Below are 24,135 nucleotides of genomic sequence, written 5' to 3' on the forward strand. Positions count from 1 at the left end.
AAATTTATCGCGAAATTCAATGGCGGCTTGGCGCTTAGAAAACCTCGCCCTCGGCTTTCATGCGCTCGTTCACCTCGCGCCATTGGGGCAGGCTTTTTTCGGTATCTGTTGTGAGCTTTTTATCCCGCGATTTCGCAAGCCACAGGCCACTGCCGTTAAAGCTGTAAATGGGGAACAGATCCGGGCGCTCGGAGGCCGGTAAAATGGTTTTATTGATGTTGTCCAGAATTAATGGTTCAGCACTGGGTGAGGGGTAATAGGCCAACACCATGTGAGCCTGATTGTAATCCAGCGCTTTAACGTAGGTGATGCGGAGCTTTTCCGGATCCAGGCGCGTGTGGTGCAAGGTAACGTACTTGCCGATTGAAAAATCTTCACAATCGCCGCCATTGCTGGCCAGGGTTTCGATGGGCGTGGCCCAGTAATCCTCTTTGCCCCAATGCTCGATATCTTGCACCCAGGCCACCTGATTAAAAAAATCGTTGGCGCGCTGTAACTTGGCCAGCTCATCTGGGTGGTCTTTAAGGGTGCTGCGCATGTGTGGCGGCCACTCGGCCACGCGCGCACGCGCCTGTGCATCCCAGCGGCTTTCCACCCAATCGAGCACCGACTGGGTAACCCCGAAATCCTGCAATTGCGCCATCACAGAAGAGCAACACACGCCCCCCGCCAACACCACTGCTTGCCAGCGTTTGAATCCTCTTTGCACACAGCCCTCCTTCACGGCTGCCTCAAGTATAGTCAGCCCGGCATCGCCACGGCAGAGATTAATCGGTAAAATCACCACCAGTTTCAATATGCCGGCCAAAAGGCCTGGCTCTCCAGCAAAGGCGCAGCACAATGAGTATTCAGTGGTACCCGGGACACATGCACAAAGCACGCAAGCAAATGCTGGAGCTGCTGCCCCGTATTGACCTACTCGTAGAGATTTTGGACGCCCGCCTGCCCCACTCAAGCCAGAACCCCGTGATTAGCGAGGCCCGTGGCCAAATTCCGGTCATCAAGCTGTTAAGTAAAGACGACCTGGCAGACGCCCAGCGCACCAAAGCCTGGCAAACCCATTTCGAGCAAGACGCCCACATCCGCACGTTAGCGGTGGATTTACGCAAACCCGGTAAGCTCAAAAGCCTGATTCCAGAGCTTTGCCGCAAACTTGCACCACAAAAAGCCGAGCAAAACCGCACCATTCATGTGATGGTGGCGGGCATCCCCAATGTGGGTAAATCCACCTTCATCAATACCATGGCTGGCCGCCCGGCCACCAAAACCGGCAACGAGCCCGCCGTTACCAAGGCCCAGCAACAGATTAACCTGGAAGGCGGCGTGATTTTGTACGACACGCCCGGCATGCTCTGGCCGAGGCTCGAACACGACAACACGGGCTTCAGGCTGGCTGCCACCAGCGCCATTAAGAACACGGTGATTGATTTTGAAGACCTTGGGCTTTACCTGGCAGATTATTTGATGGTGCACTACCCCGAAGGCTTAAAACAACGCTACGGCCTACAAAGCCTCCCCAAAGACAGCCACGGCCTGCTCTCAGCCATTTGCACCCGCCGCGGCGGTATGAAGGCCAATCAGGTGGATTTCTACAAAGGGGGGGAAATTCTCATTTCCGATTTCCGCGCCAGCAGGCTCGGCTGCATAACCCTGGAGACACCCGAAGAAATCGCCAATGAGCTGCTGGAAATTGAAGCAGAGCGCGAGCGCAAGGCCGCCATTGCCGCAGAAAAAGAGGCCCAGAAGGCCCTTAAAAAAGCGGGCAAGCGCCATACCTGATTTGCGCCTCAAGCGTCATTAAAAACCAAGGATTCCCGTGTTTCTAGCCGAGCTCAGCCTGTGGGCACACATCGCCATTGGCGTTATTTTCATCTGGAGCGGCTTCGTGCGCTCAGGGCTTGGTTTTGGTGGTGCGGTATTGTCGCTGCCATTTTTACTACTGATAGATGACCGCCCGCTCGTTTATCTGCCCATCATCGCCGTGCATTTGCTGGTATTCAGCAGCCTCACCATCTGGCAAAGCCGCAACAACCAAAGCGAAACCGACCAACGGGTAGACTGGCGCTACTTAGGCTACGCCCTGCTGATTATGATCATCCCGAAACTGGTGGGTGTATTCGGTTTATTGGCACTGCCTAACGATCTTATGACGGCAATTATCTTTGCCATAGTGGTGTGCTATTCCATCAGCTACATATTGGATAAACCCTTCATCAGCAAACACCCGTTTATGGATAAAGTGCTACTGATGACCGGCGGCTATGTGAGTGGTACATCACTCATTGGTGCGCCTTTGATTGTGGCAGTGTTTGCCTCGCACGTGGCGCGCGCACGGCTGCGCAATACACTCTTTGCCCTGTGGTTTATTTTGGTCACCATCAAAATGGCAGCCTTTGTGTGGGCGGGCGTTGATTTACAATGGCTGCAACATATATGGCTGTTGCCCTGCGCCGCCCTCGGCCACTACCTTGGGTTAATTGCCCACCAAAAATTGCTACAAGCAAACAGCCGCACCTTTTACAAAGTACTGGGTTGGGTATTGTTGCTGGTGAGTAGCCTTGGCCTTGGCAGCTACCTGTTTAACTAATAAACAAAAGCTAACTGCTTTTACCCTTCACCCATTGTGCTTGCCACTGGCACTTGGCAGGCATCCAGCACGGCGGGCGGGCGCTTAAAGAAAAACGGGTGCTCGCGATCTTTACGGGCACGTAATTTTTCTTTAAAGGCTTGGGTTTCTGTAGCTTCTACCCGCAGTTTACGCTGTGCTTCGGCCGGCAAATCGCTTCCGATTGCCGCGCTTAATATGCGCGTTTGAGGCTCGCCCTCGGGTATAACTCCCGGCCCCATCGGGTCTGCTCTTAGTACAGCCTGCACCTTATCCATACCCCACACCACGCGCCCGAACAACGTCATAATGCCATCAAGGTAGCGCGGCGCCTGGCCAATCACAATATAGAAATCGCTGGTGGCACTGTCTGGCGCATTGCCACGGGCAATGCCCACAACGCCCGGGCAATGCAGCAACCACGCCTTGTTGAGCGCATCGTTAAAGCCTGCAGCAAAACCTTTCACAAAGGCCGTGTGGGCCGCAAACATATCCGGTGATTGCACGGCCATATAGGGCCGCGTGGCGGCCCATGTTTGAACGGCCTCCATGGGCAAGCCGGGCACCTGCTCACTGCCAAGGCGCGCTTGAATTTCAGGTGCGAGCGGCCGGCCCCCGGGGCCTGCCTGTGCCACAAAGCCGTCGATTACCCGGTAAAAACTTACGCCATCATAAACGCCTGCGCGCGTCAGCCGCTTTATTTGCGCCACAGTTTTTGGGGCGAATGCGTCATTGAGCTCAATGACCACCTGCCCCGTTTCCAGCTCCAGGTACCAAAGGTTTGCCTGTTCAAGGGTGCGAAATGATTGCGCGAATGTCGCCATAGGTAAAAACCACAGGCACAGCGCAATCACCATTACCCGACGCCCCGCTATTTCCGAACAATTGCGCCAACAACACACAAGCGTTCGGCCGACTATCGCCGCACGGGCTACCGTTGCAGTTAACCTTGTTGTCATGTAAAACCCCTAGGCCTTGTAGTTATTCTGGCTTGGCCAGCGTAGCTTAAACACCCATCCTGAGAAAGCGCTGCACGGCCACAGTTTGTGCTGCCACCGGCGGCTCTACCCCAGGCCTTGACCGAAATACACAAGGCTGTTCTACTGAGGTTTGAAAATGAATCAGGATTCACTCCATGATCAGCACCGCCCAGAAAGATGGCCCTGTACCCGTCTCGCCTAGAGATGCCCACAAACAGGATATGTGCGAAGCGCTGTTGCGCTCTGGCCATAGTATTGTGGCCAAGGCGGGTTTTAGCGCGCTTTCAATGGCGGCCATCGCCGGGCAAGCCAATATGGCCACCGGTAATCTGTATCGTTATTTCAAAGATAAAGCCGCGCTTTCGGTGGCCATTTTTGAACGGGCGACCGAGCACGAAATGCATGCCGTGTTTGAGTGTGTCAACCACCGGGCCCCACCGGTCTTGCAACTGGAAATGCTGCTAACGGCTTTTTTACAGCGGTCTCTTGCCAACCCGCAGCTTGCCTATGCGCTGATTGCAGAACCTGTAGCGCCGGAAGTTGAACAGGCTCGAGGCAACTATCGCCGACGCTGGGCCAAGCGCTTTGCCGCAGTCATCGCTGATGGTATTGCCCAAGGTCAACTTGCGCAGCAACCCGTGATGCTGGCCGCCACCGCCTTAGTGGGTGCAGTAGCCGAACCTTTGAGTGTGGCTCCCGAGCAACAAACGTTTGATGCCATACAGGTAGATGAACTCGTTGCTTTTTGCCTAAGGGCGCTCAGGCTTTAACAAGCACCACTCCCACATTCGAAGGGGTACACCATGTTCGAGCCAGATCGCTATCTCGCCAACACCCACCAGGTAGAAAATCAAGCGGGCGCCCTTGAGAACTACAACCTCTTCACTAGCGATCAAGCCCTGAGCCAGGCCTGCAAGCCATTCACCCGCGAACAACAGTCACTGCTTGCCCATAAAGGCAAGCACTGGGGCACGAGCTTGCACTTACAGCTGGGGCATTTGGCCAATCAACACAAGCCCACATTCAGCAGCCACAATCGCTTTGGCGAGCGGGTAGATCTCGTTGAATTTCACCCAAGCTATCACCAGTTGATGGCAGAATCTGTTGCCACGGGCCTGCACGCATTGCCCTGGCAGAAAAGTGCACCCACCAACGGCCACCAGCTGCGCACCGCACTCTACTATTGCCACGCGCAGGTAGAGGCCGGCCACGGCTGCCCCATCACTATGACTTTTGCCGCCTACCCCACACTTGGCAAGCAGCCCGATGTAGCCGCCCGCTGGCTGCCGCTGCTCACCAGCAACCACTACGATGGCAGCAATCACCACTGGGCGCGTAAAGCCGGGGTGACCCTCGGCATGGCCATGACAGAAAAACAAGGCGGCTCAGACGTGCGCGCAAATACCACCACCGCGCAACCCTTAGGCCAGCGCGGCGGTGGCGAACTCTACGCGCTGGTGGGCCACAAATACTTTGTGTCTGCCCCCATGAGCGATGCCTTTCTTACCCTGGCGCAAACAGCGGAGGGCCTGTCGTGCTTTCTGGTGCCTCGCTGGCGTGAAGACGGCACCAAGAACCCGCTACAAATTCAGCAGCTCAAACAAAAAATGGGCAATGCCTCCAACGCCTCGTGTGAAACCGAGTTGCGCGGTGCCCACGGCTGGCTGATTGGCGATGAAGGCCGCGGCATAGCCAATATTCTGGAGATGGTGGCGCTCACCCGGTTCGACTGTATGGTGGGCTCAGCCGCCGGCCAACGCGCAGCCACAGCCCTTGCCATACACCACTGCCAACACCGCAGCGCCTTTGGCGCACAGCTTGTAGACCACCCCCTGATGACCCGCGTGCTGGCAGATTTAGCGCTAGAGAGCGAGGCCTCGCTCGCGCTCACCTGGCGCATGTCACAGGCGCTCGATAAGCCCCACTGTGAGCACTCACAGGCATTGCTGCGCATTGGCACCGCCGTGGGCAAATACTGGATTTGCAAACGCACACCGGGCCACGCCTACGAGGCCATGGAGTGCATTGGCGGTATGGGCGTAATGGAAACAGGCCCCATGGCGCGCCTCTACCGGGAGGCACCCATCAACGCCATTTGGGAGGGCTCAGGCAATGTGCAATGCCTGGACTTACTGCGCGTGCTGCAGAAACACCCCGAATGCCTGGAGGCACTGCACATGGAGCTGACCGAGGCCGCCAGCCGCCTGCCTGCGCTCGCACCCCATATCACACAGCTCACCAAAGCAATGGCCAACGAGCCTGCGCAAAACGCCCGCCACATCATGGCGCTACTTGCGCTCTGCCTGCAAACCGCCGCGCTGGTAGCGCTCGGCTCGCCCTGCGCCGAGGTCTTCTATAAAGCCCGCCTGAGCCCCGATGCCAGCACCCTGGCCCATCAAGGCCTATACGGCGCCCTGCCCCAAGGCCTGGATGCCAAGGCCGTGGTAGCGCGGGCGGCCCCACTGCGTTAACACCACCGAACATCTCACGCTCCAACAATACCCGCAGCACCAGTAGCAAGTGCACTATTGGCAAAGGCACCACTGGCTAGAGCCCCAAGCCAAGCGGGATGTGCGCCCAATCACGCCATTGGCGCGAAGATGGGCGCCAGCACACGCAGGTTCGGAAATCCTTTTCTATACTCACGGCTCACCCTAGGGAGCCGGACTATGGCCACGCCGATCGACAATTTACTGAACATTCTCGCCAAAAAAGACGGGTCAGACCTCTACCTGAGCACCGGCGCACCACCCTGCGCGAAGTTTCAGGGCGCACTTAAGCCGCTGTCGCAAACGCCCTACAGCTCTGGTGAGATAGAGGGCATCGCCAACGAAATAATGGATAATGAGCAGCGCTCTATTTTTAATGAAGAGCTGGAAATGAATCTGGCCATATCCATCGCAGGCGTCGGCCGGTTTCGCATTAACATTTTCAAGCAGCGCAACGAAGTCTCGATTGTGGCGCGCAACATCAAAGCCGAAATTCCAAAATTTGCAGACCTCAAACTGCCTGAAGTATTAAAAGAGCTGATTCTCACCAAACGCGGGCTCATTTTGTTTGTGGGCGCCACAGGCTCCGGCAAGTCCACCTCCCTTGCAGCCTTGATTGATCACCGCAACAGCACCTCTGGCGGGCACATCATCACCATTGAAGACCCGGTTGAATATGTGCACAAACACAAGAAGAGCATCATCAACCAACGCGAAGTGGGGGTAGATACCCGCAGTTTCAGAAACGCCCTGAAAAACACGCTGCGCCAGGCGCCCGATGTGATTTTAATTGGCGAGATTCGCGACCGCGAAACCATGGAGCACGCACTGGAATTTGCCGACACCGGCCATTTGGCAATTTCTACGCTGCATGCCAATAACGCCAATCAGGCCTTAGAAAGAATTATCAACTTCTTCCCGGAAGAGCGGCGCCCTCAACTGTTACTTTCGCTTTCGCAAAACTTGCGTGCCTTTGTGTCTCAACGCCTAATTCCCACCATAGACGGCAAGCGCTGCGCGGCGGTAGAGATTTTAATAGGCACCAAAACCATTCAGGAAATGATTCTAAAAGCGCGCCTGGAAGAAATTAAAGAGATTATGGAGAAATCCGAAAACCTCGGCATGCAAACCTTCGATGGCGCCCTCTTTCACCTCTATAAAGAAGGCCGCATCAGCCAGGAAGAAGCCCTCGCCAATGCCGACTCCCCCAACAACTTGCGCCTGCGCATTAAACTCGACAGCCGCAAGGCAGGCACACCTGAGCCCGCAACACCCGCCCCCACGCCGCAAGCAGAAGCGCCCGCGCAGGCCATGTCTTTCGGTGAGCTATCGCTGGAAAAAATGGATGATGAAGAAGGTGAAGAGGCACCCTAGCAAGGGGTCAAAATGCAAGATGACGTGTTAGATTACTGCCAATAGAATATCACTGTGCCCGGCATTGTGCCGGGCACAGTGAACACTGAGGAAACCGCTATTCTTTCGCAGCGCCCTCTTCCTCTTCGGTAAGATCCTTCACGACTTTTTTGGTATTTTTACCCACGGCTTTCACAGTATCGCGCGAGGCGTGGCCAATGGCTGTAGCCACATCTTTGGTGCCGTGGCCAATGGTTCTGCCGGTATCTTTTAGCTCTGCGCAGGCAGGCAGGAGTGCAACCGCCAACAAGGCTGCCATCCATGGTCCGAATGTGTGGGTTTTCATAGGTGTTCTCCAAACGTTAAAACGGGCAAAGGCCCACCACGCCTCTAGCAAGCAGGCAATTCGGTATTTTTTAGCTGGCAATATATTACACGATTAAGCCGTTGGTACCGAAATTCTGACAGCCGTACATCGGCCGCCTAGCACCCTGCGGCGAACTGTTGAACAAGCGCGCGATGATCTGGCAGCAAGCCCCGTGCCTGCTGCACCTGCTTGGGTATGGCAGCCTTTGCCTGCTGGCGCTGGGCCTCTGTGAGATTGATGCGAGGGCGGCGCGCCGGCAGGTATTCCATGCCGTACAGGATGTATTGGTAGCTGGCCAATGAAAACATTTCGTTGCGGTTGTAGAAGTCGCCCTCGGATGTAGGAAAGTGGCGCCAGTACTCAAGATTTTCCTTTAGCGAATCGGGAATGGAGGCCGGGTTGCGGTTGTCGTGCCAGAAGGCGGAATCGGTGCGCTTACTCAGGCAGTAGTGCAGCTTGATGAAATCCACGATCTTTTCCCAGCGGTAGCGAAAACGCGCATTGTACTTTTTAGCGCGCGCGTCCATGGCCTCGCGGTTTTCCGGGAAATCGATGGCCACCGAGCGGGCACCGGCTTCCACCATGGAAATCGCCGTGGCCTCCAAAGGTTCTACAAAACCACCAGCAAAGCCGATGGCAATGCAGTTTTTCTCCCAGCTGCGGGCGCGAAAGCCCACCTCAAGCCCCAGTTGGCGCGCGCTCAAATCACTGCAATCAACGCCTCCTGTGGTTTCTGCATAGCGTCGCAATACCGCCTCGGCCTCGGTGGGATCCGTGTGTGCGTCACTATATACATAGCCCAACCCTCGCCGGGTTTGCAGGCCAATATCCCAAATCCAGCCGGCGGCTTGCGCCGTGGAAAGCGTGCTGGACGCCATAGGTGCATCCGGCCGGTTATAAGGCACTTGCAGGGCCACGGCCTTGTTCACCGGCAGTACGTGGCGGTAATCCAAAAATGGCACACCCAGCGCCTGGCCCAACAAGCGCGAGCGAAAGCCCGTGCAATCAATAAACACATCACCTTCAAAAACACGGCCGTCATTACTGTTCACACTGGCGATATAACCGGCCTCATCCAGGCTCACATCAACAATTTCCGCTGCTATATGCTGAACATCCAAGGCCTTCTGGCAATGGGCTTTCAACAGCGCCACAAAGGCACCGGCATCAAGGTGATAGGCATATTTCGCCATCCAGCTGTAGGGCGCAGTATTGGCAGCCTTTGGGCCAAGCCCTTGCTGGATAATGCCGGCCTGCGGGGCCACAGCCTCGGCAAAAGGCGTATCGGCCGCCTCGGAAAGCCAGAGGCTTACCATATCCAGATTTGAAAACTGTGCCGGATTGTCGAACAGATGCAGGTAGGAATGGGGGCGCTCGGCGGGGTTGTGCAGCCAGTTATTGAAGGTGATGCCCTGCTTGAACCCCACATTAGCGTGCGCCACAAACTCGCGCTCACTGATGCCCAGCTCGCTTAAGGTGTTCAGCATGGTGGGAAATGTGCCTTCGCCCACGCCAATGGTGGGAATATTTGGCGCTTCAATAAGGGTGACCGACACGCCTCGGCCGCCAAGATGCCTAGCCAGTATGCCCGCCGATAACCAACCGGCGGTTCCCCCGCCCACAACCACAATCTTCTGCATATGCGCCTATTGAATCCTTCCACTTTCAAAGCTTGCGACAACGTTGTCACAATTTGCTTTTTACCGCAAGTATTCACCCTCGCGGTACAGCTAAAGGGCAATGAATCTTTGTACCTATCAACGATGGCAAGCCATGCTATCAGTTTGCATAAATACCTAACACGCAAGAGCACTTGAAACCAATAAGTGTATTTAGCAATGTCCCAGACTTAGGGGCCTATTGTGCAAAAATTTAATGCCCGATAGGCCAAAACGGAAAAAGGCCCACGCTTTCACGCATCAATAGCTCCTGCTGGCGCGAGGACCAAACTGCATAGGCCAGATGGACTGCCAGCGGCCTGAGGGCCGCTGACGCCCTGCGGGCTCGCGGATGCTCGGTCTAAAATGCTGGACGCATTTTTCGAACCGAGGGGTACTCATCCCCATCCGCGCACCCAAAACAAAAAGGCCCCCACGCTTTCACGCATCAATATCACCTGCTGGCGGGAGGGCCGAACTGCATAGGCCAGATGGACTGCCAGCGGCCTGAGGGCCGCTGACGCCCTGCGGGCTCGCAGATGCTCGGTCTAAAATGCTGGACGCATTTTTCGAACCGAGGGGTACTCATCCCCATCCGCGCACCCAAAACAAAAAGGCCCCCACGCTTTCACGCATCAATATCTCCCGCTGGCGGGAGGGCCGAACTGCATAGGCGGGATGGACCGCCAGCGGCCTGAGGGCCGCTCACGCCCTGCGGGCTCGCGGATGCTCGGTCTAAAATGCTGGACGCATTTTTCGAACCGAGGGGTACTCATCCCCATCCGCGCACCCAAAACAAAAAGGCCCCCACGCTTTCACGTGGGGGCCTTTTTGTTTTGTATGGCGCGCTTGAAGGGATTCGAACCCCTGACCGCCTGGTTCGTAGCCAGGTACTCTATCCAGCTGAGCTACAAGCGCGTGTTCCTGACGTCTCGTCTGGAGGCGCGTATATTAGGGATACCCCCCTATTGCGTCAACCCCTTTTTACAGAAAAATTATAATTTTATTCAACAGCTTAGCGCTGCCTGCCCAGTTGCTGATTTGATCGACAAATCGTTGATATTTTGACACCCAGGCCCGCCCAACCCGTTAGGCCGTGGCCAGTGCCGAGAGCGCCTTTAACCGCGCCATGGCTTTGCCGTGCACGGAACCCTGCGGGTAGCTGCCATCGCCATCGGGTTCACCCGCTTCAACACCCAAGAGCAGCGCCAATGCCTGATCGACGCTTTCAACGGCATAGATAGCAAATTGCCCCGCGTCAACGGCTTGTAGCACGTCGTCATCAAGCATGAGGTTCACCTGATTGGTGCGGGGAATGATGACTCCTTGGGTACCGGTCAGGCCGCGCTCTTTACACAGGCGAAAAAAGCCCTCGATTTTTTCATTTGCCCCGCCAATAGATTGCACCTCGCCATGCTGATTAATGGAGCCCGTAACCGCCAGCGACTGATCAATGGCAAGGCCAGTCACCGCCGAGATTAACGCACACAGCTCGGCCAACGAGGCGCTGTCGCCATCCACCTGCCCGTAGGATTGTTCAATGGCGATATTGGCGGAAATAGACAACTGGAAATGCTGCCCGTAGGTGTGGCCCAAAAAGCCTGTGAGCAACATCACCCCCTTGGAATGTATGGCGCGCCCAAGCTCCGCCTCGCGCTCGATGTCGGTAACGCCCTGCTTGCCCGCATACACTGTGGCAGTAATGCGCGCCGGCGTACCGAAACTGTTATCGCCCACTGAAAACACGGTAAGGCCATTCACCTTGCCCACCGCCTCACCCTGGGTGCTAATCAGCACCTGCCGTTCTTTGATTTCCTCCAGCATCACCTCGCTGATGCGCCCGGTGCGGTATTTTTTCTGGGCGCGGGCGCGGGCCACATGCACGGGGGTAATGTCACCTTCAGCGCCCGCTTCACGCCAAATGTAGTGAGCCTCATCCAGCAGTTCATTCCACTGTTGGATATTGGCCGAAAGTTTGCGCTGATGCTCGGCATTGCGCATGGCCAACTGTGCCAGCAGGGCCACCGCCTCATCGCTTATGGGCGGGTAATCCAGGCGCCGCCCGCGCTCGCGCACCAGTGCACTAAAGGCGTAAAGGTTATCTTCACTGGGTAAAAGGTGGCGATCAAAATCTGCCAACACGCGAAAGAGTTCTGCAAACTCTTCATCCAATTGCTGCAAGGCGTAATACACCTCGGGCGAGCCCAGCAACACCACTTTCACATTTAATGGAATTTTTTCAGGCTGAATTTGGTAGGTACCCGTTGGCCCCAAATCACCGTAAGGTGGCTCGATTTGAATCAATTGCGTCTTCAATACCAGCTTAAATTGCTGCCAGACAGCCGCCTGGGCTAAAAGCTTTTCCGCATCAAGCAAAAGGAAGCCACCATTAGCGCGATGAAACGCACCGGCACGCACCATACGGTAGTTGGTTTGCAGCACCCCTTGGGCCATGTTGTAGTCAACCACACCAAACAAATTCTGGAAGGTAGGGTTTTGCTCGTACACAACCGGCGCGCCTTGGGTTGGATCACGCGCCTCTAATAAATTGGGCAGAAATTTACGCTCTAACTGGTGGCGAAACTTTCTATCATCGGGATTTTCTTCATCTTCGTTGGCGAGAATATCCAATAAGGTATCGGCAATATGGGATTTCACTTCGCGCAGGTACTTTTGCACTCCCAGGTGGCTTGCATATTCACGCCCTAAATCTTTTAACAAAGGGCGCACCACCTGATCGATGGTGTCGTACTTGAGTTTGCGCAATTGTGCCACCGCTTCGCGCTTCCACACTGGCAGCTCTAACAAGCGCTCGGATAACCGCTCCTCTAGCGTCGCCAATAACTGATAAAAATGATTGCGCTCAGCTTCGCTTAAGGCCGCAAATTGGGCATCCTCCACCACTTGGCCGTCGATGAGCGGCGCAAAGGTAACAGAGCCATCCTCTTCATATAAACCCACGCTGTTTGCCAGGGCTTCTTGCTCTACACTGGCAATGGCCTCTTCATAGCGCTGGTTAAACTGGCGATCTATCTGCTTTTTTTTGCGCTGGTAGTTGGGGTTTTCAAACACCTCGGGAAACAGCACCAAAAGCTCGTCTATAAAACGCTCAATGCGCGCTAAAAACGCCTTGCCATCTCCGGGGTTTAACCACAGCGCAATGGGCGCGTGGGGGTTGTCGAAATTGTTGATGTAACACCACTCACTGCCAGCGGGAAGCGTTGCGGCATGGGCAGAAAGCGCTTGGCTAATCAACGTGCGCCGGCCAGTGCCTGTATCCCCTACAGCGAAAATATTAAAGCCAGGTATGGCCATGGAAAGCCCGAACTCCAGTGCCGTGCGCGCGCGCTCGTGGCCAATTACCCGCAGGTCTACAGGTGCATCCGCCTCTGGACGGGCACTACACAACTCAGGCCTTACGGCCACGTGCAATTGGGCTGGCGTGAGTGCGCATTGTTGCTTCGCTGACGGCATGGGATTTCCTTATTGTTGAAAGCGTCACCCCTTGAGCATACACCCAAGCACAGGGCCGACTAAAGGCATCGTGAAGGCAAAAGCGCAACTGAATAATGTTTGTGCGATACGCTCAAAAAGCCGCCAGAAAGTACGGGCTTAAGCGGCCAAATGAAGGGCAAAAGGATAGCGAAGCGCCAAGAGCATTAGATGCACGCAAGCGCGATTCTCAGGCACTCTAAACTCAATGGATATGGCGGTGAGGGGCAGTCCGGGGTTCCGGCGAGCACCGCTCGACGCCGGACTTGCGGCTTGAGCTTTGCTCAAGACCGGCCCTCACGAAGCGCAGCTTTATTGGTGAGAGAGGGATTGATTCGCGCTTCGCGCTCACCCCTTCGGGGCGCAGGCATTGCCTGCGTCTTAGCCCGCGAACGCGGGCTGATCGAACCGGGCTTACTTTTGTATGGCGGTGAGGGGCAAGTCCGGGGTTGCGGCGAGCACTGCTCGACGCTGGACTTGCGGCTTGAGCTTCGCTCAAGACCGGCCCTCACGAACCGGGCTTACTTTTGTATGGCGGTGAGGGGCAAGTCCGGGGTTGCGGCGAGCACCGCTCGACGCCGGACTTGCGGCTTGAGCTTCGCTCAAGACCGGCCCTCACGAACCGGGCTCACTTTTGTATGGCGGTGAGGGAGGGATTGATTCGCGCTTCGCGCTCACCCCTTCGGGGCGCAGGCTTTACCTGCGTCTTAGCCCGCGAACGCGGGCTGATCGAACCGGGGGTTCTCATCCAAATCTCCCTCTCCACATACAAAAAAGCCCGGCATGAGCCGGGCTGTTTTGTATGGCGGTGAGGGGCAAGTCCGGGGTTACGGCGAGCACTGCTCGACGCCGGACTTGCGGCTTGAGCTTCGCTCAAGACCGGCCCTCACGAACCGGGCTTACTTTTGTATGGCGGTGAGGGAGGGATTCGAACCCTCGATACCTTTCGATATACACACTTTCCAGGCGTGCTCCTTCGACCACTCGGACACCTCACCAAAAACCTAGGCAGAATATTTAGATGGTTTAGCGAGCGTCAGGTCTGCACCCTGCTTGCTCGTGGTCGAAGCGAGTTCGACATTGATTCGGCGCGTCCTGCGCCTCACCCCTTCGGGGCAGCGGTCTTTGGCCCGCTGTCCCAATCTGATCCTGTCAGATTGGTCGGACACCTCACCAAAAACCTGGGCAGAGTATTTAGATGGTTTAGCGAGCGTCAGGTCTGCACCCTGCTTGCTCGTGGTCGAAGCGAGTTCGACATTGATTCGGCGCGTCCTGCGCCTCACCCCTTCGGGGCAGCGGTCTTTGGCCCGCTGTCCCAATCTGATCCTGTCAGATTGGTCGGACACCTCACCAAAAACCTAGGCAGAGTATTTAGATGGTTTAGCGAGCGTCAGGTCTGCACCCTGCTTGCTCGTGGTCGAAGCGAGTTCGACATTGATTCGGCCTTGCCTTCGCCTCATCCCTTCGGGGCACACCCCAAATTTCGAGGGCGCAACTCTACACAAAGCACCCCGTAAACACAAGGCCAATCAAGCAGTTAAGGCCAAACTTTAAAATAATCCTGCGCATCCAGCTCCGGGCAGGCTTTTGCCTCTCCTGCTACTTGGCCTAAGTACAAAAAGCCCACAATTGCCTCGCTCTCACTAAGGCCCAGCCCTTTACACACATAGGGGTTTTCCGCCAGGGCACCGGTGCGCCAGTAGGCGCCCAAACCCATAGCAAAAGCGGCATTGAGCATGTTTTGCACGGCGCAGCCGGCGGCAATGCGCTGCTCATCCATTGGCACCTTGGGGTGCTCGGTAAGGCGCGCAATAGCCACAATCACCATGGGCGCGCGCATTGGCAGCCCCTGTAGCCGCTTTGCCTGGGGCTCGGAAACAGCCTCAACCTGCTGGCTGGCCGCCACATAGAGTGCCCCCAAGCGATTAAGCCCATCACCTGTGACTTCCAGAAAGCGCCACGGCCTCAAATTGCCATGATCCGCCGCGCGCAGTGCCGCCTGCCGAATCAGGGTGAGTTGCGCCTCAGTGGGTGCAGGCTCTGTAAGCCGGGCCTCAGACACCCGGGTAGTTAGCGCAGTAATCGCATCCATCATGGCCTTTTAACCTCCAATTAATACATTTCAACGCACTTAGATATAACTTAAATGCCCTTTACATTCGCCTAGCCACAAGAGTTGAACCATACTAACAATGGTTCAAACCCGCCGCGGGCGGTAAAGCAAGGAGCTTCATGGAACTCGCTTCATGGGCTGTGTACACCGCAGCCGAAGTTATCTTCATTTTGGTGGTGGCTTGTGTGTTGCTGTTGCTACACACCAAAAACCTAAAAGGTGCCCTTTCAGCGCTTCAGAGGCGTTTGAGCTCGGCACTGGCCGACCTGAGAGCCTTGAAAGAGTCCCAGCAAGAAACCCAAGCCGCCCTTGAGGCACAAACACCCGGATTTGAAGAACAAATCTCTGCCAAACTCACTGAGACGCAGGATTATTACACAAGCCTTGAGGGCAGCACCAAGATTGAAGAAGACTTGCTCGCAGACACCCCGCAAGACCGGCGCACAGCAGCGCTCAGGCACCTCTTTTTAAAATCTGAACAGTGTTACGGCCAAACCTCGCCGCCCAACTGGGAAGGCATACAAAAACAGTTGCGTACCCTCTCTGCCGTACCCGAGCTCCCAACGCCGCCTAGCGAGCCTGGGGCACTGTCTTACAATGAACAGCGCGACGAAATTGAGCGCTTCAAGCGCCTGTTCACCACTATGGAAACCCAATGGCAACAAGCCAAAAACCGGGCTGAAGAATACTACCAGCAACTGGTGGGCATGATTGGCGACTCCAGCGACCCTAAATTTCAGGCACTGAAAGACCTCGCCCAGTCCCAACTGAAAGACTTCGACGAGGCAGCCCCACCGGCACTGCCGCCAAGCGAAGACATCAACGCCATTAAATCCCAAATGGCGCAGCAACAGGCCGAAATTACACGCCTGCAAGAGCAAATTGCCAAGGCCAAGTCTGATGCAGAGCGCGCCAAGCTCGTGACAGAACTTGAAGCACAGCTTACCCAGCAAATGCGGTTTTTAAAGGAGTCTGAAACCTGCATTAGCCAATTAGAACAAGAGCTAAAAGACGTGAACGCCAAGCTCACCAAGCAAGACCGCAAGCTCAAAGCCATGGCCGTAGCACCAGACGACCCGCAGATCGCCGAAGACAAGCTCAAGCTCCTACGCAAAATACAGCAACTCGAAAGCGAGAACGAGCAACTGGTACACCTGGCTGAGCATGCCGATGCCGAGCTCAAAAGCCAACTTAAGGTGAAAGATGATGAAATAAGCGCCATTAGCAAAAAGCTCAAAGATATAGCACAACGCTACAAAGCACTCTCCAACGGCCAACCCGCGCCGTAATTCCCCATTGCAATTAAAAAAGCAACGATTTATCGCCCCTTACAATAGACAAAGCGGCCTGAAACCCATTTAATAGTGGCTTTCAAAGGCTAGGGACCGGCGACAATTACAGGGAATGCCAACAAGGCACCGAAGACACACTCACGGGAATAACAATAAACCTGTCCATGACCAGCTCAGACTCCACACCACTCTTTCAGTATTACTTTCGCGCACTGATTTGCTTTGCCGCCGCAGGCACACTGGCAGCCGACATTGAATGGAACAACATCAATGTAGTGCAGCCAATCTTTATTGTTGTACTGCTGAGCTACACCTACATTGCCTTTTACCTCACCAAACGCATTGGCGGCGACCAACTACTCACCCTAAGTAAAATACTGGCCTGGACAGACGCAGGCCTGATAGGCGCATCACTAAGCCTCATTGACTTCAGTATTTTGCCGTGCATCATGTTTTTAACCATGATCCAGTTCAATGCGCTGCTTAATGGCGGGCTGCGCAAGTGGGGGGAAGACAACGCAGCGTTTTTAGTGGGCATTCTTGCAAGCTTTATTATTTATGAACCCCGGTGGGTACTTTCTGGCCGCCTTGAAATCAGCGCGGCAAGCCTGATTGGCGTTATTACCTACTTTTGCGCTTATGCACTCTTTACCCACGCGCGCATGAACAAACTAAGTCTTGAAACCAAGCGCCTGGAACAAGAGCAGCAACTGCACAAAATGCGCACCTATAAGCTTTCCCGCTACCTGCCGCCACCGGTGTGGAAGGCCATCAACGAAGGGCGCGACAAATCCCTGCAAACCGAGCGCAAACGCTTAACCGTATTTTTCTCGGATATTAAAGATTTCAGCGAGCTGGCTGAAGAGATGGAAGCAGAGGCACTCACCGAGCTGCTGAACACCTACCTCACCGAAATGACAAAAATCGTGCACCAGTACGGCGGCACCATCGATAAATTTATGGGTGACGGCATCATGGTGCTGTTTGGCGACAGCAATTCCAAAGGGGTAAAGCACGACGCCCTGCGCTGCCTGTCCATGAGCCTGGCCATGCGCAAACGCATGAAAGCCCTGCAGCAACACTGGCATCACCAAGGCATTAAACGGCCACTGCAAATCCGCATGGGTATCAACACGGGCTACTGCACTGTAGGCACCTTTGGTACCTCTAACCACCTTGACTATACGGCCCTTGGCGCTCACGTAAACCTTGCCAGCCGCTTGGAATCTGCCGCAGAACCGGGTGAAATTTTGGTATCCCATGAAACCTGGGGGCTGGTGAAAGACACCATTATGTGCCGCGACAAAGGCAACGTCACGGTGAAAGGCTTCAGCCACCCCATCAAGGTGTATCAGGTAGTCGATTTACGTAAAAATCTGGGCGCCAATCAAACCTATTTCGAGAAAAACTTCGACGGCTTCACCATGTACCTGGATATCGAAAAAATCCGCAATTACGACAAAGAACAGGTACTGCAAACACTGGCTGAAATATCCGAAAAGCTGCGCGATAAAATCATTCCTTAACAAACACCTGGCCGGGCACTTATACCCGGCCAGATGCCCTTTAAAGGCCGCGCTAAAGCGCGAGCCTTCCAGGCCCGCATCAGCTAACGCATGATACCCCTAGGGCCATACAGGCACCCGGCTACTGGCGCACCAATCTCAGCGCCTCAGGCAGCGCCTCGCAGTTGGTTCGATATGGATTAATGTCCAACCCACCCCGACGGGTATAGCGCGCGTAAACCGTCAACTCCCGAGGCGCTAACCGCTTGGATATATCCAGAAAAATCCGCTCCACACAATGCTCGTGAAAATCGCGGTGATTGCGAAACGACACGATATATTGCAACAAGCCCGCGCGATCAATGGCGGGGCCTGCGTACTCCACCACAATACTTGCCCAATCGGGCTGGCCGGTAACCGGGCAGTTGGATTTTAATAAATCCGAGTAAAGGGTTTCATGTACTTCCGCCCCACCCTCGGCCAATGCAAGCAGTTCAGGCGCGGGCGTATAGGCGCTACAGGAAACATCTTGATCATCCAGGCATACGCCTGTGAAATGGCCCACTCCCTGCTGCACGGCCTGGCGCAAGTCCATAAGCTGAACCAACACGGGGGCACCGGCTGCCGCCGATAAATCCTCCTCAAGCCTGCCCACAACCTCTTGCACACTGCCAAACGCAGTTTGATTAAAGGAGTTTAAGTACAGCTTGAAAGATTTAGATTCAACAATGTTCGGGCTGGTACAAGGGAACTCGAACTCGGCTACAGCTACCTGCGGCAAGCCCTTGCGGTTGAGCCAGGACACCTCGTAACCCGTCCAGCGATCCACGCCGGTAAAGGGCAGCGCACCATCCAGAGCCAGCGCCTCTCGGGCCAGGCTGCGAGGAATTGGGTCAAGCAGCCCGGGCTCGTATTGATCCACATAGTCAGTGGTTTTGCCCAAATAGCTGGGGCCATGCTTCTCTACGGGGTTATCGCTCACGCGGCCACCTCTCTGAAATCCTATTTTGCAGCAGTTACACTTTAATCAATATAGCCAAACCCAGCATCTACCCTGCCTGCGCCCAGCACAACGGGGGCAGGATCAGCGGCCAGATTACGAGCGCAAACGTTTGCCGTTATTCAATAACCACAGGCTCGCGGCAAACAGCACCACAATAAATGCCATAACCCCAATGAAAGCGGTGACTACATCTACATCACTCACCCCTAAAATGCCGTAGCGGAAAGTATTTACCACATACAAAATGGGGTTGAGCTGCGAGACGCCTTGCCAAAATTCAGGCAATAAATCTATAGAGTAAAACACACCGCCCAAATAGGTCAGTGGGGTCAACACGAAAGTGGGAATAATGGAAATATCATCAAAGCTGTTGGCAAATACCGCATTGATCAAACCCATTAAACTAAACAGCACGCTGGTTAGCACCACAATGGATACAGTAATTGCCACACTGTGAATCTGCAGGTCGGTAAAAAACTGCGACAGCAGCGTGACAATCAACCCAACGCCCAGGCCCCGGCACACACCGCCAACAATATAGCCTGCCAGAATTACATAGTTCGGTGTTGGCGACACCAACAGCTCTTCAATACTGTGTTGAAATTTCGCACTGTAAAAAGAAGACACCACATTGGAATAAGAGTTGGTAAGCACCGACATCATAATCAGGCCCGGCACCACAAACTCCATGTAACTGAAGCCGCCCATCTCGCCGATTCGCTCGCCAATAAGCGCGCCAAAAATAACAAAATACAAGGCCATGGTAATAGCCGGCGGCAAAAGCGTTTGCACCCAGATACGCATAAACCGGCGAATTTCTTTGCGAACAATCGTGCTAAATGACACCCACTGTGCAGCTAATTGCATATCAGGCCTCCTGCTGCTTAATCAGTGAAACAAACATCTCTTCCAGCCGATTGGCCTTATTGCGCATGCTCACCACTTCAATATTTTCAAGCTCCAACGCCTTAAATACGTCATTTAAAGATTGCCCACGCTCTACCTCAACCTCCAGGGAGTGCTCATCGAGCTTACGCACCAAGTAGCCATCTATAGCAGGCGGCTCAGAAATAGCGGCCTGGGTATCAATAATAAACACCTCTTTATTAAGCTGCTTGAGCAATGCCTTTACGCTGCTTTTTTGAATAATTTCGCCGTGATTGATTATGGCAATATTCCGGCACAGGCTTTCGGCCTCTTCCAGATAATGGGTTGTGAGAATAATTGTGGTGCCGGCTGCATTGATTTCTTTCAGGAAATCCCACATTGAACGGCGCAACTCGATATCAACCCCTGCGGTTGGCTCATCCAATATCAGCAGCCGCGGCTCATGCACCAGTGCGCGTGCAATCATCAAGCGGCGCTTCATTCCGCCAGAGAGGTTGCGCGATGGCTGGTTGCGCTTATCCCAAAGCCCCAACTGGGTGAGGTATTTTTCTGCACGCTTGTAGGCCAAAGCCCGATTGAGCCCATAGTAACCAGCTTGATTGACAACAATATCGATCACATTCTCAAATTGATTGAAGTTGAACTCCTGCGGCACCACACCTATCTCACGCTTGGCCGCAGAAAAATCCTCATCAATATCAATACCAAAAATTTTAACGGTTCCGCCGGTTTTTCGCACCAACGAGCATAAAATACCAATGGTGGTAGATTTACCCGCACCGTTGGGGCCCAGCAAAGCAAAGAAATCCCCGGGCTCTACGGCTAAACTGATGCCCTTCAAGGCTTGGAAGCCACCGCTGTAGGTTTTCTCCAGGTTTGAAATAGTTAATGCACTCATGGGGCCCCTACTGTTGTTAGCGCACAAAAACCCAATGAACGGGTTACAATGTTAAAAATTTATTTGAAGGTTCACGCATGACGCAAACACTAACCTACCTTCAGCACCACCAACAGCTGCTGAAAGAACTCACCTCACATGCCGATGAGCTGCTTGCCATAGATCCAATACAAGATGCGCAACTCAAGGCCTTGCATGAGGAACTCACAACACTTGCAAGCGCACCGGTTGATGAAGCATTTTATGCCCTTGGCCAGCGCGTGCTGGTTAAAATCGTTGCCGGCTGGCCACAATTAACACCAAGCGTCTCGCGTGATCTGTTTTGGTTCTTTGGCGGCGACTGCCTACAGTACATGCCCGATGAGGAAATCGCGAATTATCAAAAGCTGGATGAGGCGCGTTTTCAGGCCGAAAGTACCGGCGAGCCCTTCGATATCGCCGCGGCTAAAGCCAAAATATTTGGCCTGCATTAGAAATTTCAAGGGCCTGCGGGCCCAAGCAGGCCGGCGCCAACGCTCGAATCAAGCCCATAAAAAAAGCCAGTGCAATGCACTGGCTTTTTCGTTTTGGAGCGGATAACGAGGCTCGAACTCGTGACCTGTACCTTGGCAAGGTACCGCTCTACCAACTGAGCTATATCCGCAAAAATGGCGTCCCCTAGGGGAGTCGAACCCCTGTTACCGCCGTGAAAGGGCGGTGTCCTAGGCCTCTAGACGAAGGGGACGGAAACTCTGTTTCCTATCCTAGGATAGTAAAAAGCGCAGCCATTGAGCCGCTGCGCTTGATATCTTACTCGGTAACCTACCTGTTGGCAGGTAAGCACCTTAAAATTTGGAGCGGATAACGAGGCTCGAACTCGTGACCTGTACCTTGGCAAGGTACCGCTCTACCAACTGAGCTATATCCGCAAATGGCGTCCCCTAGGGGAGTCGAACCCCTGTTACCGCCGTGAAAGGGCGGTGTCCTAGGCCTCTAGACGAAGGGGACCCGGACCCTCAGCAACAGATGCTCTGCCGTTGAAGTGGGGCGCATTCTAAGTAGCCGGGGTACCCCTGTCAACACCTTTGTGTTCTTTTTTACACTTGCTGAAACAATGACTTAGCGGCCCCTCGCCCGTAAACAGCCACCACCGCCTTACCGGCATTTAAAGGCTTTGGCAGGCGTCAGTTGCGATATTCTGTGCCAATAGCGCACAGCAGCTATACTCTGGGCAGGAGTTTGGCTAAAAGGCGCTATTTAGGCACTGCTGTCCATAGTTTGAGTCTACACAGAAGAAAGGCGTTGAAACTATCTATATCGCAGAGCACTAAGCGATGTGTAAACATGAAATCTGGGGCGGAGTTTGTGACACGACGTAAATACCCTTCGGGGCCGGCCTGCGAGCAAAGCTCTTGGCGTACGACGGCTGGCATTGCTGCGCGTTGCAAACGTTTGTCATACCCATGTAGTCTCCGACACCCGCCCTTCGGGGCCTGCCTACAAGCACAGCATGTAGGCGTTCAAGCACCCGCAAAGCCTTGTTTTGCCAGCGGGCGCTTAAACCCATGCGGGTGACGGTCACAAACTCTGCCCCAAATTCCATGTTTGTAGATTTGCAGGGCAGCAGAGGCTATTTGGGGCTATTTTCGGACAGGCACATAAACTTATAAGAGGCCGCGAACAAACGCTATGTCTGCCATCTATATCGTAGCAACCATCATTGGCATCATTGGTGCGGTTATCTGCTACCTGTTCATTACCCAAAGCATTGAAAAAAAGCAAAAGCAGCGCCAGCGCCTGATAGTGGCGCTGCGCAATCGCGCCAAAATATTCCGCTATATACTAAGCGGCTTTCCGCCCAACTTTCTCACCCGCGAACTCACTATGCTGGTGCAGCGCTGCCTTACCGATGTGCTCAAGCAGCTGGCAAGCCTTGAACCCAAAGAAAAGGGCCACGTTGAGGAGCTGGCCATGGTTGCCCAGCAAATGCAGGCCACTCAACAGCGCAGCAACGAAGGCAAGCGCCCCGCCCTGCAAAGCCCGCAACAAGTTAAAGATGTAAAACAACACCTACAAGAGCTGTACAAATTCCTGATGAGCCTGCAAAAGCGAGGCACCATAAAACGCGCAGAAGCAGACGACTTCGGTGATCAAATCAAGCAGCTGGTGCTTAAAATTTCCGTAGACTCCTACGTTCTACAAGCCAAACAAGCACGCCAGGCCAGCAAACCCAAGCTTGCCATTCACTATTTCACGCTGGCTAAAAAGCTTATTGAACGCGATGAATCCGGGCAGTTTACCGGGCAGCTGAAAAAGCTCACCCAAATCATCGAGCAACTTGAAGTAGAGACTGGTGACCAGCCTGCAGAAAAGCCGGTAGAGCCAGAAAGTGAAGAGTGGCAGGAAGTGGAAACCCAAGACAGCTGGAAAAAGAAGAACGTCTACGATGAGTAAGCCACACATCGTAGACTAAGCCTCTACACGGCACTGCTGTCCCACAGTTTAAGTGCCACTAAAGAAGACAGTCGTTGAAACTACCTATATCGTAGAGTTTCTAAGCGATGTATGAACATGAAATCTGCGGCGCAGTTTGTAACACGACGTATATACATCCATGTAGTCTCGACACCCGCCCTTCGGGGCCTGCCTACAAGCACAGCATGTAGGCGTTCAAGCACCCGCAAAGCCTTGCTTTGCCAGCGGGCGCTTAAACCCATGCGGGTGACGGTCACAAACTCCGCCCCACATTCCATGCCTGTAGCTTTGTGGGACAGCAGTGCCCTACACGGCCGCTTTAAGCGCTGCCAGGAAGCGCTTGATACGCTTGGCATTGGCGCCGAGATCGCTGCGTCCAACCCGCGATACCGAGCGCACATCTACCACCGTACCCGCCTCTGTAGTCATCACGCGAATTACCACATCATCTTTAAATCCAAAAAACAGGGTTTCTTCATAGGCTTCAATACGCCCGGCCGCTGCATCTGAGTCAATCAGGCTCCAGCCCAATTCATCAACCACCTCCAGGGCTTTGGCAAAAACCGCATCAGCGGGCGCGGCCAATACCAAAGGCGCAAGCTCCGGATAAAACTCCCGCTGTTGTGTACGAACATCTTCGGCCGGGGCATCCAGGCTGTTCTGGCTGTCGTCGCGCAAAGCATAAGCAGCTTCGAAAGACGGCGGGTTTTCCAGGTCCGTAGAAATGTTGTGTATGGCCGGCACCTTAAGCCCTTGGCCAATCAGCACAAACACCACGACCACAGGCAAGGCACCCAACGCAAGTGTATACAGCGCACTGGTTTTTTGGGTGTGCCAGTTTCGCCACCAGATTAGCGCGCTGGCAAGCACGGCAAAGCCCGTTACCCACATCACGGCTTTAAAGGCATACACAAAGGTCATAAACGCCGGCCGAAAGGGTGCCAATTCAAATTTATTGGCGAGCATGCCCGCCAGCATTACCACAAGCAATACAATCTGCAGAACCAGCACCCAACGCATCCAGGGCTTTGCCATAAT

19 protein-coding genes and 6 tRNA genes are annotated in these 24,135 nt (G+C 54.4%); 9 read left to right on the top strand and 16 right to left on the bottom strand.

The features are described 5' to 3' along the window. Nucleotides 1-34: 34 nt before the first annotated feature. Nucleotides 35-709: a transglutaminase-like cysteine peptidase gene (locus L1F30_RS10195; RefSeq protein ID WP_253355921.1), complete on the bottom strand. Its 675-nt coding sequence runs from the start codon at nt 707-709 to the stop codon at nt 35-37. Nucleotides 710-840: 131 nt separating this feature from the next. On the opposite strand from L1F30_RS10195, the gene ylqF reads away from it, so the two are divergent. Then, complete coding sequence (gene ylqF / locus L1F30_RS10200) at nt 841-1,779, top strand: ribosome biogenesis GTPase YlqF (protein WP_253355936.1); 939 nt, start codon at nt 841-843, stop codon at nt 1,777-1,779. A 37-nt stretch (nt 1,780-1,816) separates the two neighbouring features. After that, on the top strand, nt 1,817-2,587 hold the full coding sequence (locus L1F30_RS10205; protein ID WP_253355937.1) for a sulfite exporter TauE/SafE family protein: 771 nt from the start codon (nt 1,817-1,819) through the stop codon (nt 2,585-2,587). 20 nt (nt 2,588-2,607) lie between these two features. Here the strand turns inward: L1F30_RS10205 and L1F30_RS10210 are convergent, their stop codons facing one another. Beyond that, nucleotides 2,608-3,564 (bottom strand): peptidylprolyl isomerase, encoded by a 957-nt coding sequence (locus L1F30_RS10210; RefSeq protein ID WP_253355939.1) that lies wholly within the window; start codon nt 3,562-3,564, stop codon nt 2,608-2,610. A 176-nt stretch (nt 3,565-3,740) separates the two neighbouring features. On the opposite strand from L1F30_RS10210, the gene L1F30_RS10215 reads away from it, so the two are divergent. The 3 genes from L1F30_RS10215 (at nt 3,741) to L1F30_RS10225 (ending at nt 7,448) form a co-directional block, all read left to right on the top strand. Next, complete coding sequence (locus L1F30_RS10215; RefSeq protein ID WP_253355941.1) at nt 3,741-4,355, top strand: TetR/AcrR family transcriptional regulator; 615 nt, start codon at nt 3,741-3,743, stop codon at nt 4,353-4,355. A gap of 33 nt (nt 4,356-4,388) precedes the next feature. Further along, complete coding sequence (locus L1F30_RS10220; protein ID WP_253355943.1) at nt 4,389-6,056, top strand: acyl-CoA dehydrogenase family protein; 1,668 nt, start codon at nt 4,389-4,391, stop codon at nt 6,054-6,056. 198 nt (nt 6,057-6,254) lie between these two features. Then, nucleotides 6,255-7,448 carry a PilT/PilU family type 4a pilus ATPase gene (locus tag L1F30_RS10225; protein ID WP_253355945.1) on the top strand — a complete coding sequence of 398 codons (1,194 nt, stop codon included), beginning with the start codon at nt 6,255-6,257 and terminating at the stop codon, nt 7,446-7,448. A 97-nt stretch (nt 7,449-7,545) separates the two neighbouring features. Here the strand turns inward: L1F30_RS10225 and L1F30_RS10230 are convergent, their stop codons facing one another. The 6 genes from L1F30_RS10230 to L1F30_RS10255 all read right to left on the bottom strand — a co-directional run bounded on the left by L1F30_RS10230 (nt 7,546) and on the right by L1F30_RS10255 (nt 15,039). After that, nucleotides 7,546-7,773, bottom strand: a complete 228-nt coding sequence (locus L1F30_RS10230; RefSeq protein WP_253355947.1) for a hypothetical protein — start codon at nt 7,771-7,773, stop codon at nt 7,546-7,548. Nucleotides 7,774-7,910: 137 nt separating this feature from the next. Beyond that, nucleotides 7,911-9,434 (bottom strand): tryptophan halogenase family protein, encoded by a 1,524-nt coding sequence (locus L1F30_RS10235; protein ID WP_253355948.1) that lies wholly within the window; start codon nt 9,432-9,434, stop codon nt 7,911-7,913. An 859-nt stretch (nt 9,435-10,293) separates the two neighbouring features. Next, nucleotides 10,294-10,370, bottom strand: a tRNA-Arg gene (locus L1F30_RS10240). Nucleotides 10,371-10,541: 171 nt separating this feature from the next. After that, entirely contained in the window at nt 10,542-12,926 is a 2,385-nt protein-coding gene (locus L1F30_RS10245; RefSeq protein WP_253355950.1) for a Lon protease family protein, read from the bottom strand. Nucleotides 12,927-13,854: 928 nt separating this feature from the next. After that, nucleotides 13,855-13,942: transfer RNA gene (locus tag L1F30_RS10250), tRNA-Ser, on the bottom strand. Between the two features lie 539 nt (nt 13,943-14,481). Then, the gene (locus L1F30_RS10255; protein ID WP_253355952.1) at nt 14,482-15,039 is read right to left on the bottom strand and encodes a nitroreductase family protein; all 558 of its coding nucleotides are present in this window, start codon (nt 15,037-15,039) and stop codon (nt 14,482-14,484) included. Nucleotides 15,040-15,176: 137 nt separating this feature from the next. On the opposite strand from L1F30_RS10255, the gene L1F30_RS10260 reads away from it, so the two are divergent. Continuing rightward, nucleotides 15,177-16,346, top strand: a complete 1,170-nt coding sequence (locus tag L1F30_RS10260; RefSeq protein ID WP_253355954.1) for a hypothetical protein — start codon at nt 15,177-15,179, stop codon at nt 16,344-16,346. A 167-nt stretch (nt 16,347-16,513) separates the two neighbouring features. Continuing rightward, a complete protein-coding gene (locus tag L1F30_RS10265; RefSeq protein WP_253355956.1) occupies nt 16,514-17,875 on the top strand; it encodes an adenylate/guanylate cyclase domain-containing protein in 1,362 nt (453 codons plus the stop codon). Between the two features lie 121 nt (nt 17,876-17,996). Here L1F30_RS10265 and queF read toward each other — a convergent pair whose 3' ends face one another. The 3 genes from queF to L1F30_RS10280 form a co-directional block, all read right to left on the bottom strand. Continuing rightward, complete coding sequence (gene queF, locus L1F30_RS10270) at nt 17,997-18,836, bottom strand: NADPH-dependent 7-cyano-7-deazaguanine reductase QueF (RefSeq protein ID WP_253355971.1); 840 nt, start codon at nt 18,834-18,836, stop codon at nt 17,997-17,999. Nucleotides 18,837-18,950: 114 nt separating this feature from the next. Beyond that, nucleotides 18,951-19,724, bottom strand: coding sequence for an ABC transporter permease (locus tag L1F30_RS10275; RefSeq protein WP_253355973.1), 774 nt, complete (start codon nt 19,722-19,724; stop codon nt 18,951-18,953). Between the two features lies 1 nt (nt 19,725). Further along, entirely contained in the window at nt 19,726-20,643 is a 918-nt protein-coding gene (locus tag L1F30_RS10280; protein WP_253355975.1) for an ABC transporter ATP-binding protein, read from the bottom strand. A 77-nt stretch (nt 20,644-20,720) separates the two neighbouring features. On the opposite strand from L1F30_RS10280, the gene L1F30_RS10285 reads away from it, so the two are divergent. After that, complete coding sequence (locus L1F30_RS10285; RefSeq protein ID WP_253355977.1) at nt 20,721-21,116, top strand: PA2817 family protein; 396 nt, start codon at nt 20,721-20,723, stop codon at nt 21,114-21,116. A gap of 94 nt (nt 21,117-21,210) precedes the next feature. Here the strand turns inward: L1F30_RS10285 and L1F30_RS10290 are convergent. The 4 genes from L1F30_RS10290 to L1F30_RS10305 form a co-directional block, all read right to left on the bottom strand. Then, nucleotides 21,211-21,286 (bottom strand) — tRNA-Gly (locus L1F30_RS10290). A gap of 5 nt (nt 21,287-21,291) precedes the next feature. Further along, nucleotides 21,292-21,367, bottom strand: a tRNA-Glu gene (locus L1F30_RS10295). Nucleotides 21,368-21,475: 108 nt separating this feature from the next. Further along, a tRNA-Gly gene (locus L1F30_RS10300) sits at nt 21,476-21,551 on the bottom strand. A 3-nt stretch (nt 21,552-21,554) separates the two neighbouring features. Beyond that, nucleotides 21,555-21,630 (bottom strand) — tRNA-Glu (locus L1F30_RS10305). Between the two features lie 681 nt (nt 21,631-22,311). Here L1F30_RS10305 and L1F30_RS10310 point away from each other — a divergent pair. After that, nucleotides 22,312-23,076, top strand: coding sequence for a hypothetical protein (locus L1F30_RS10310; protein WP_253355979.1), 765 nt, complete (start codon nt 22,312-22,314; stop codon nt 23,074-23,076). Between the two features lie 327 nt (nt 23,077-23,403). Here the strand turns inward: L1F30_RS10310 and L1F30_RS10315 are convergent, their stop codons facing one another. Next, nucleotides 23,404-24,132 carry a DUF1499 domain-containing protein gene (locus tag L1F30_RS10315; RefSeq protein WP_253355981.1) on the bottom strand — a complete coding sequence of 243 codons (729 nt, stop codon included), beginning with the start codon at nt 24,130-24,132 and terminating at the stop codon, nt 23,404-23,406. Between the last annotated feature and the right edge of the window lie 3 nt (nt 24,133-24,135).

This window comes from Simiduia sp. 21SJ11W-1, from assembly GCF_024138675.1.
Taxonomy (GTDB): Bacteria; Pseudomonadota; Gammaproteobacteria; order Pseudomonadales; family Cellvibrionaceae; genus Simiduia.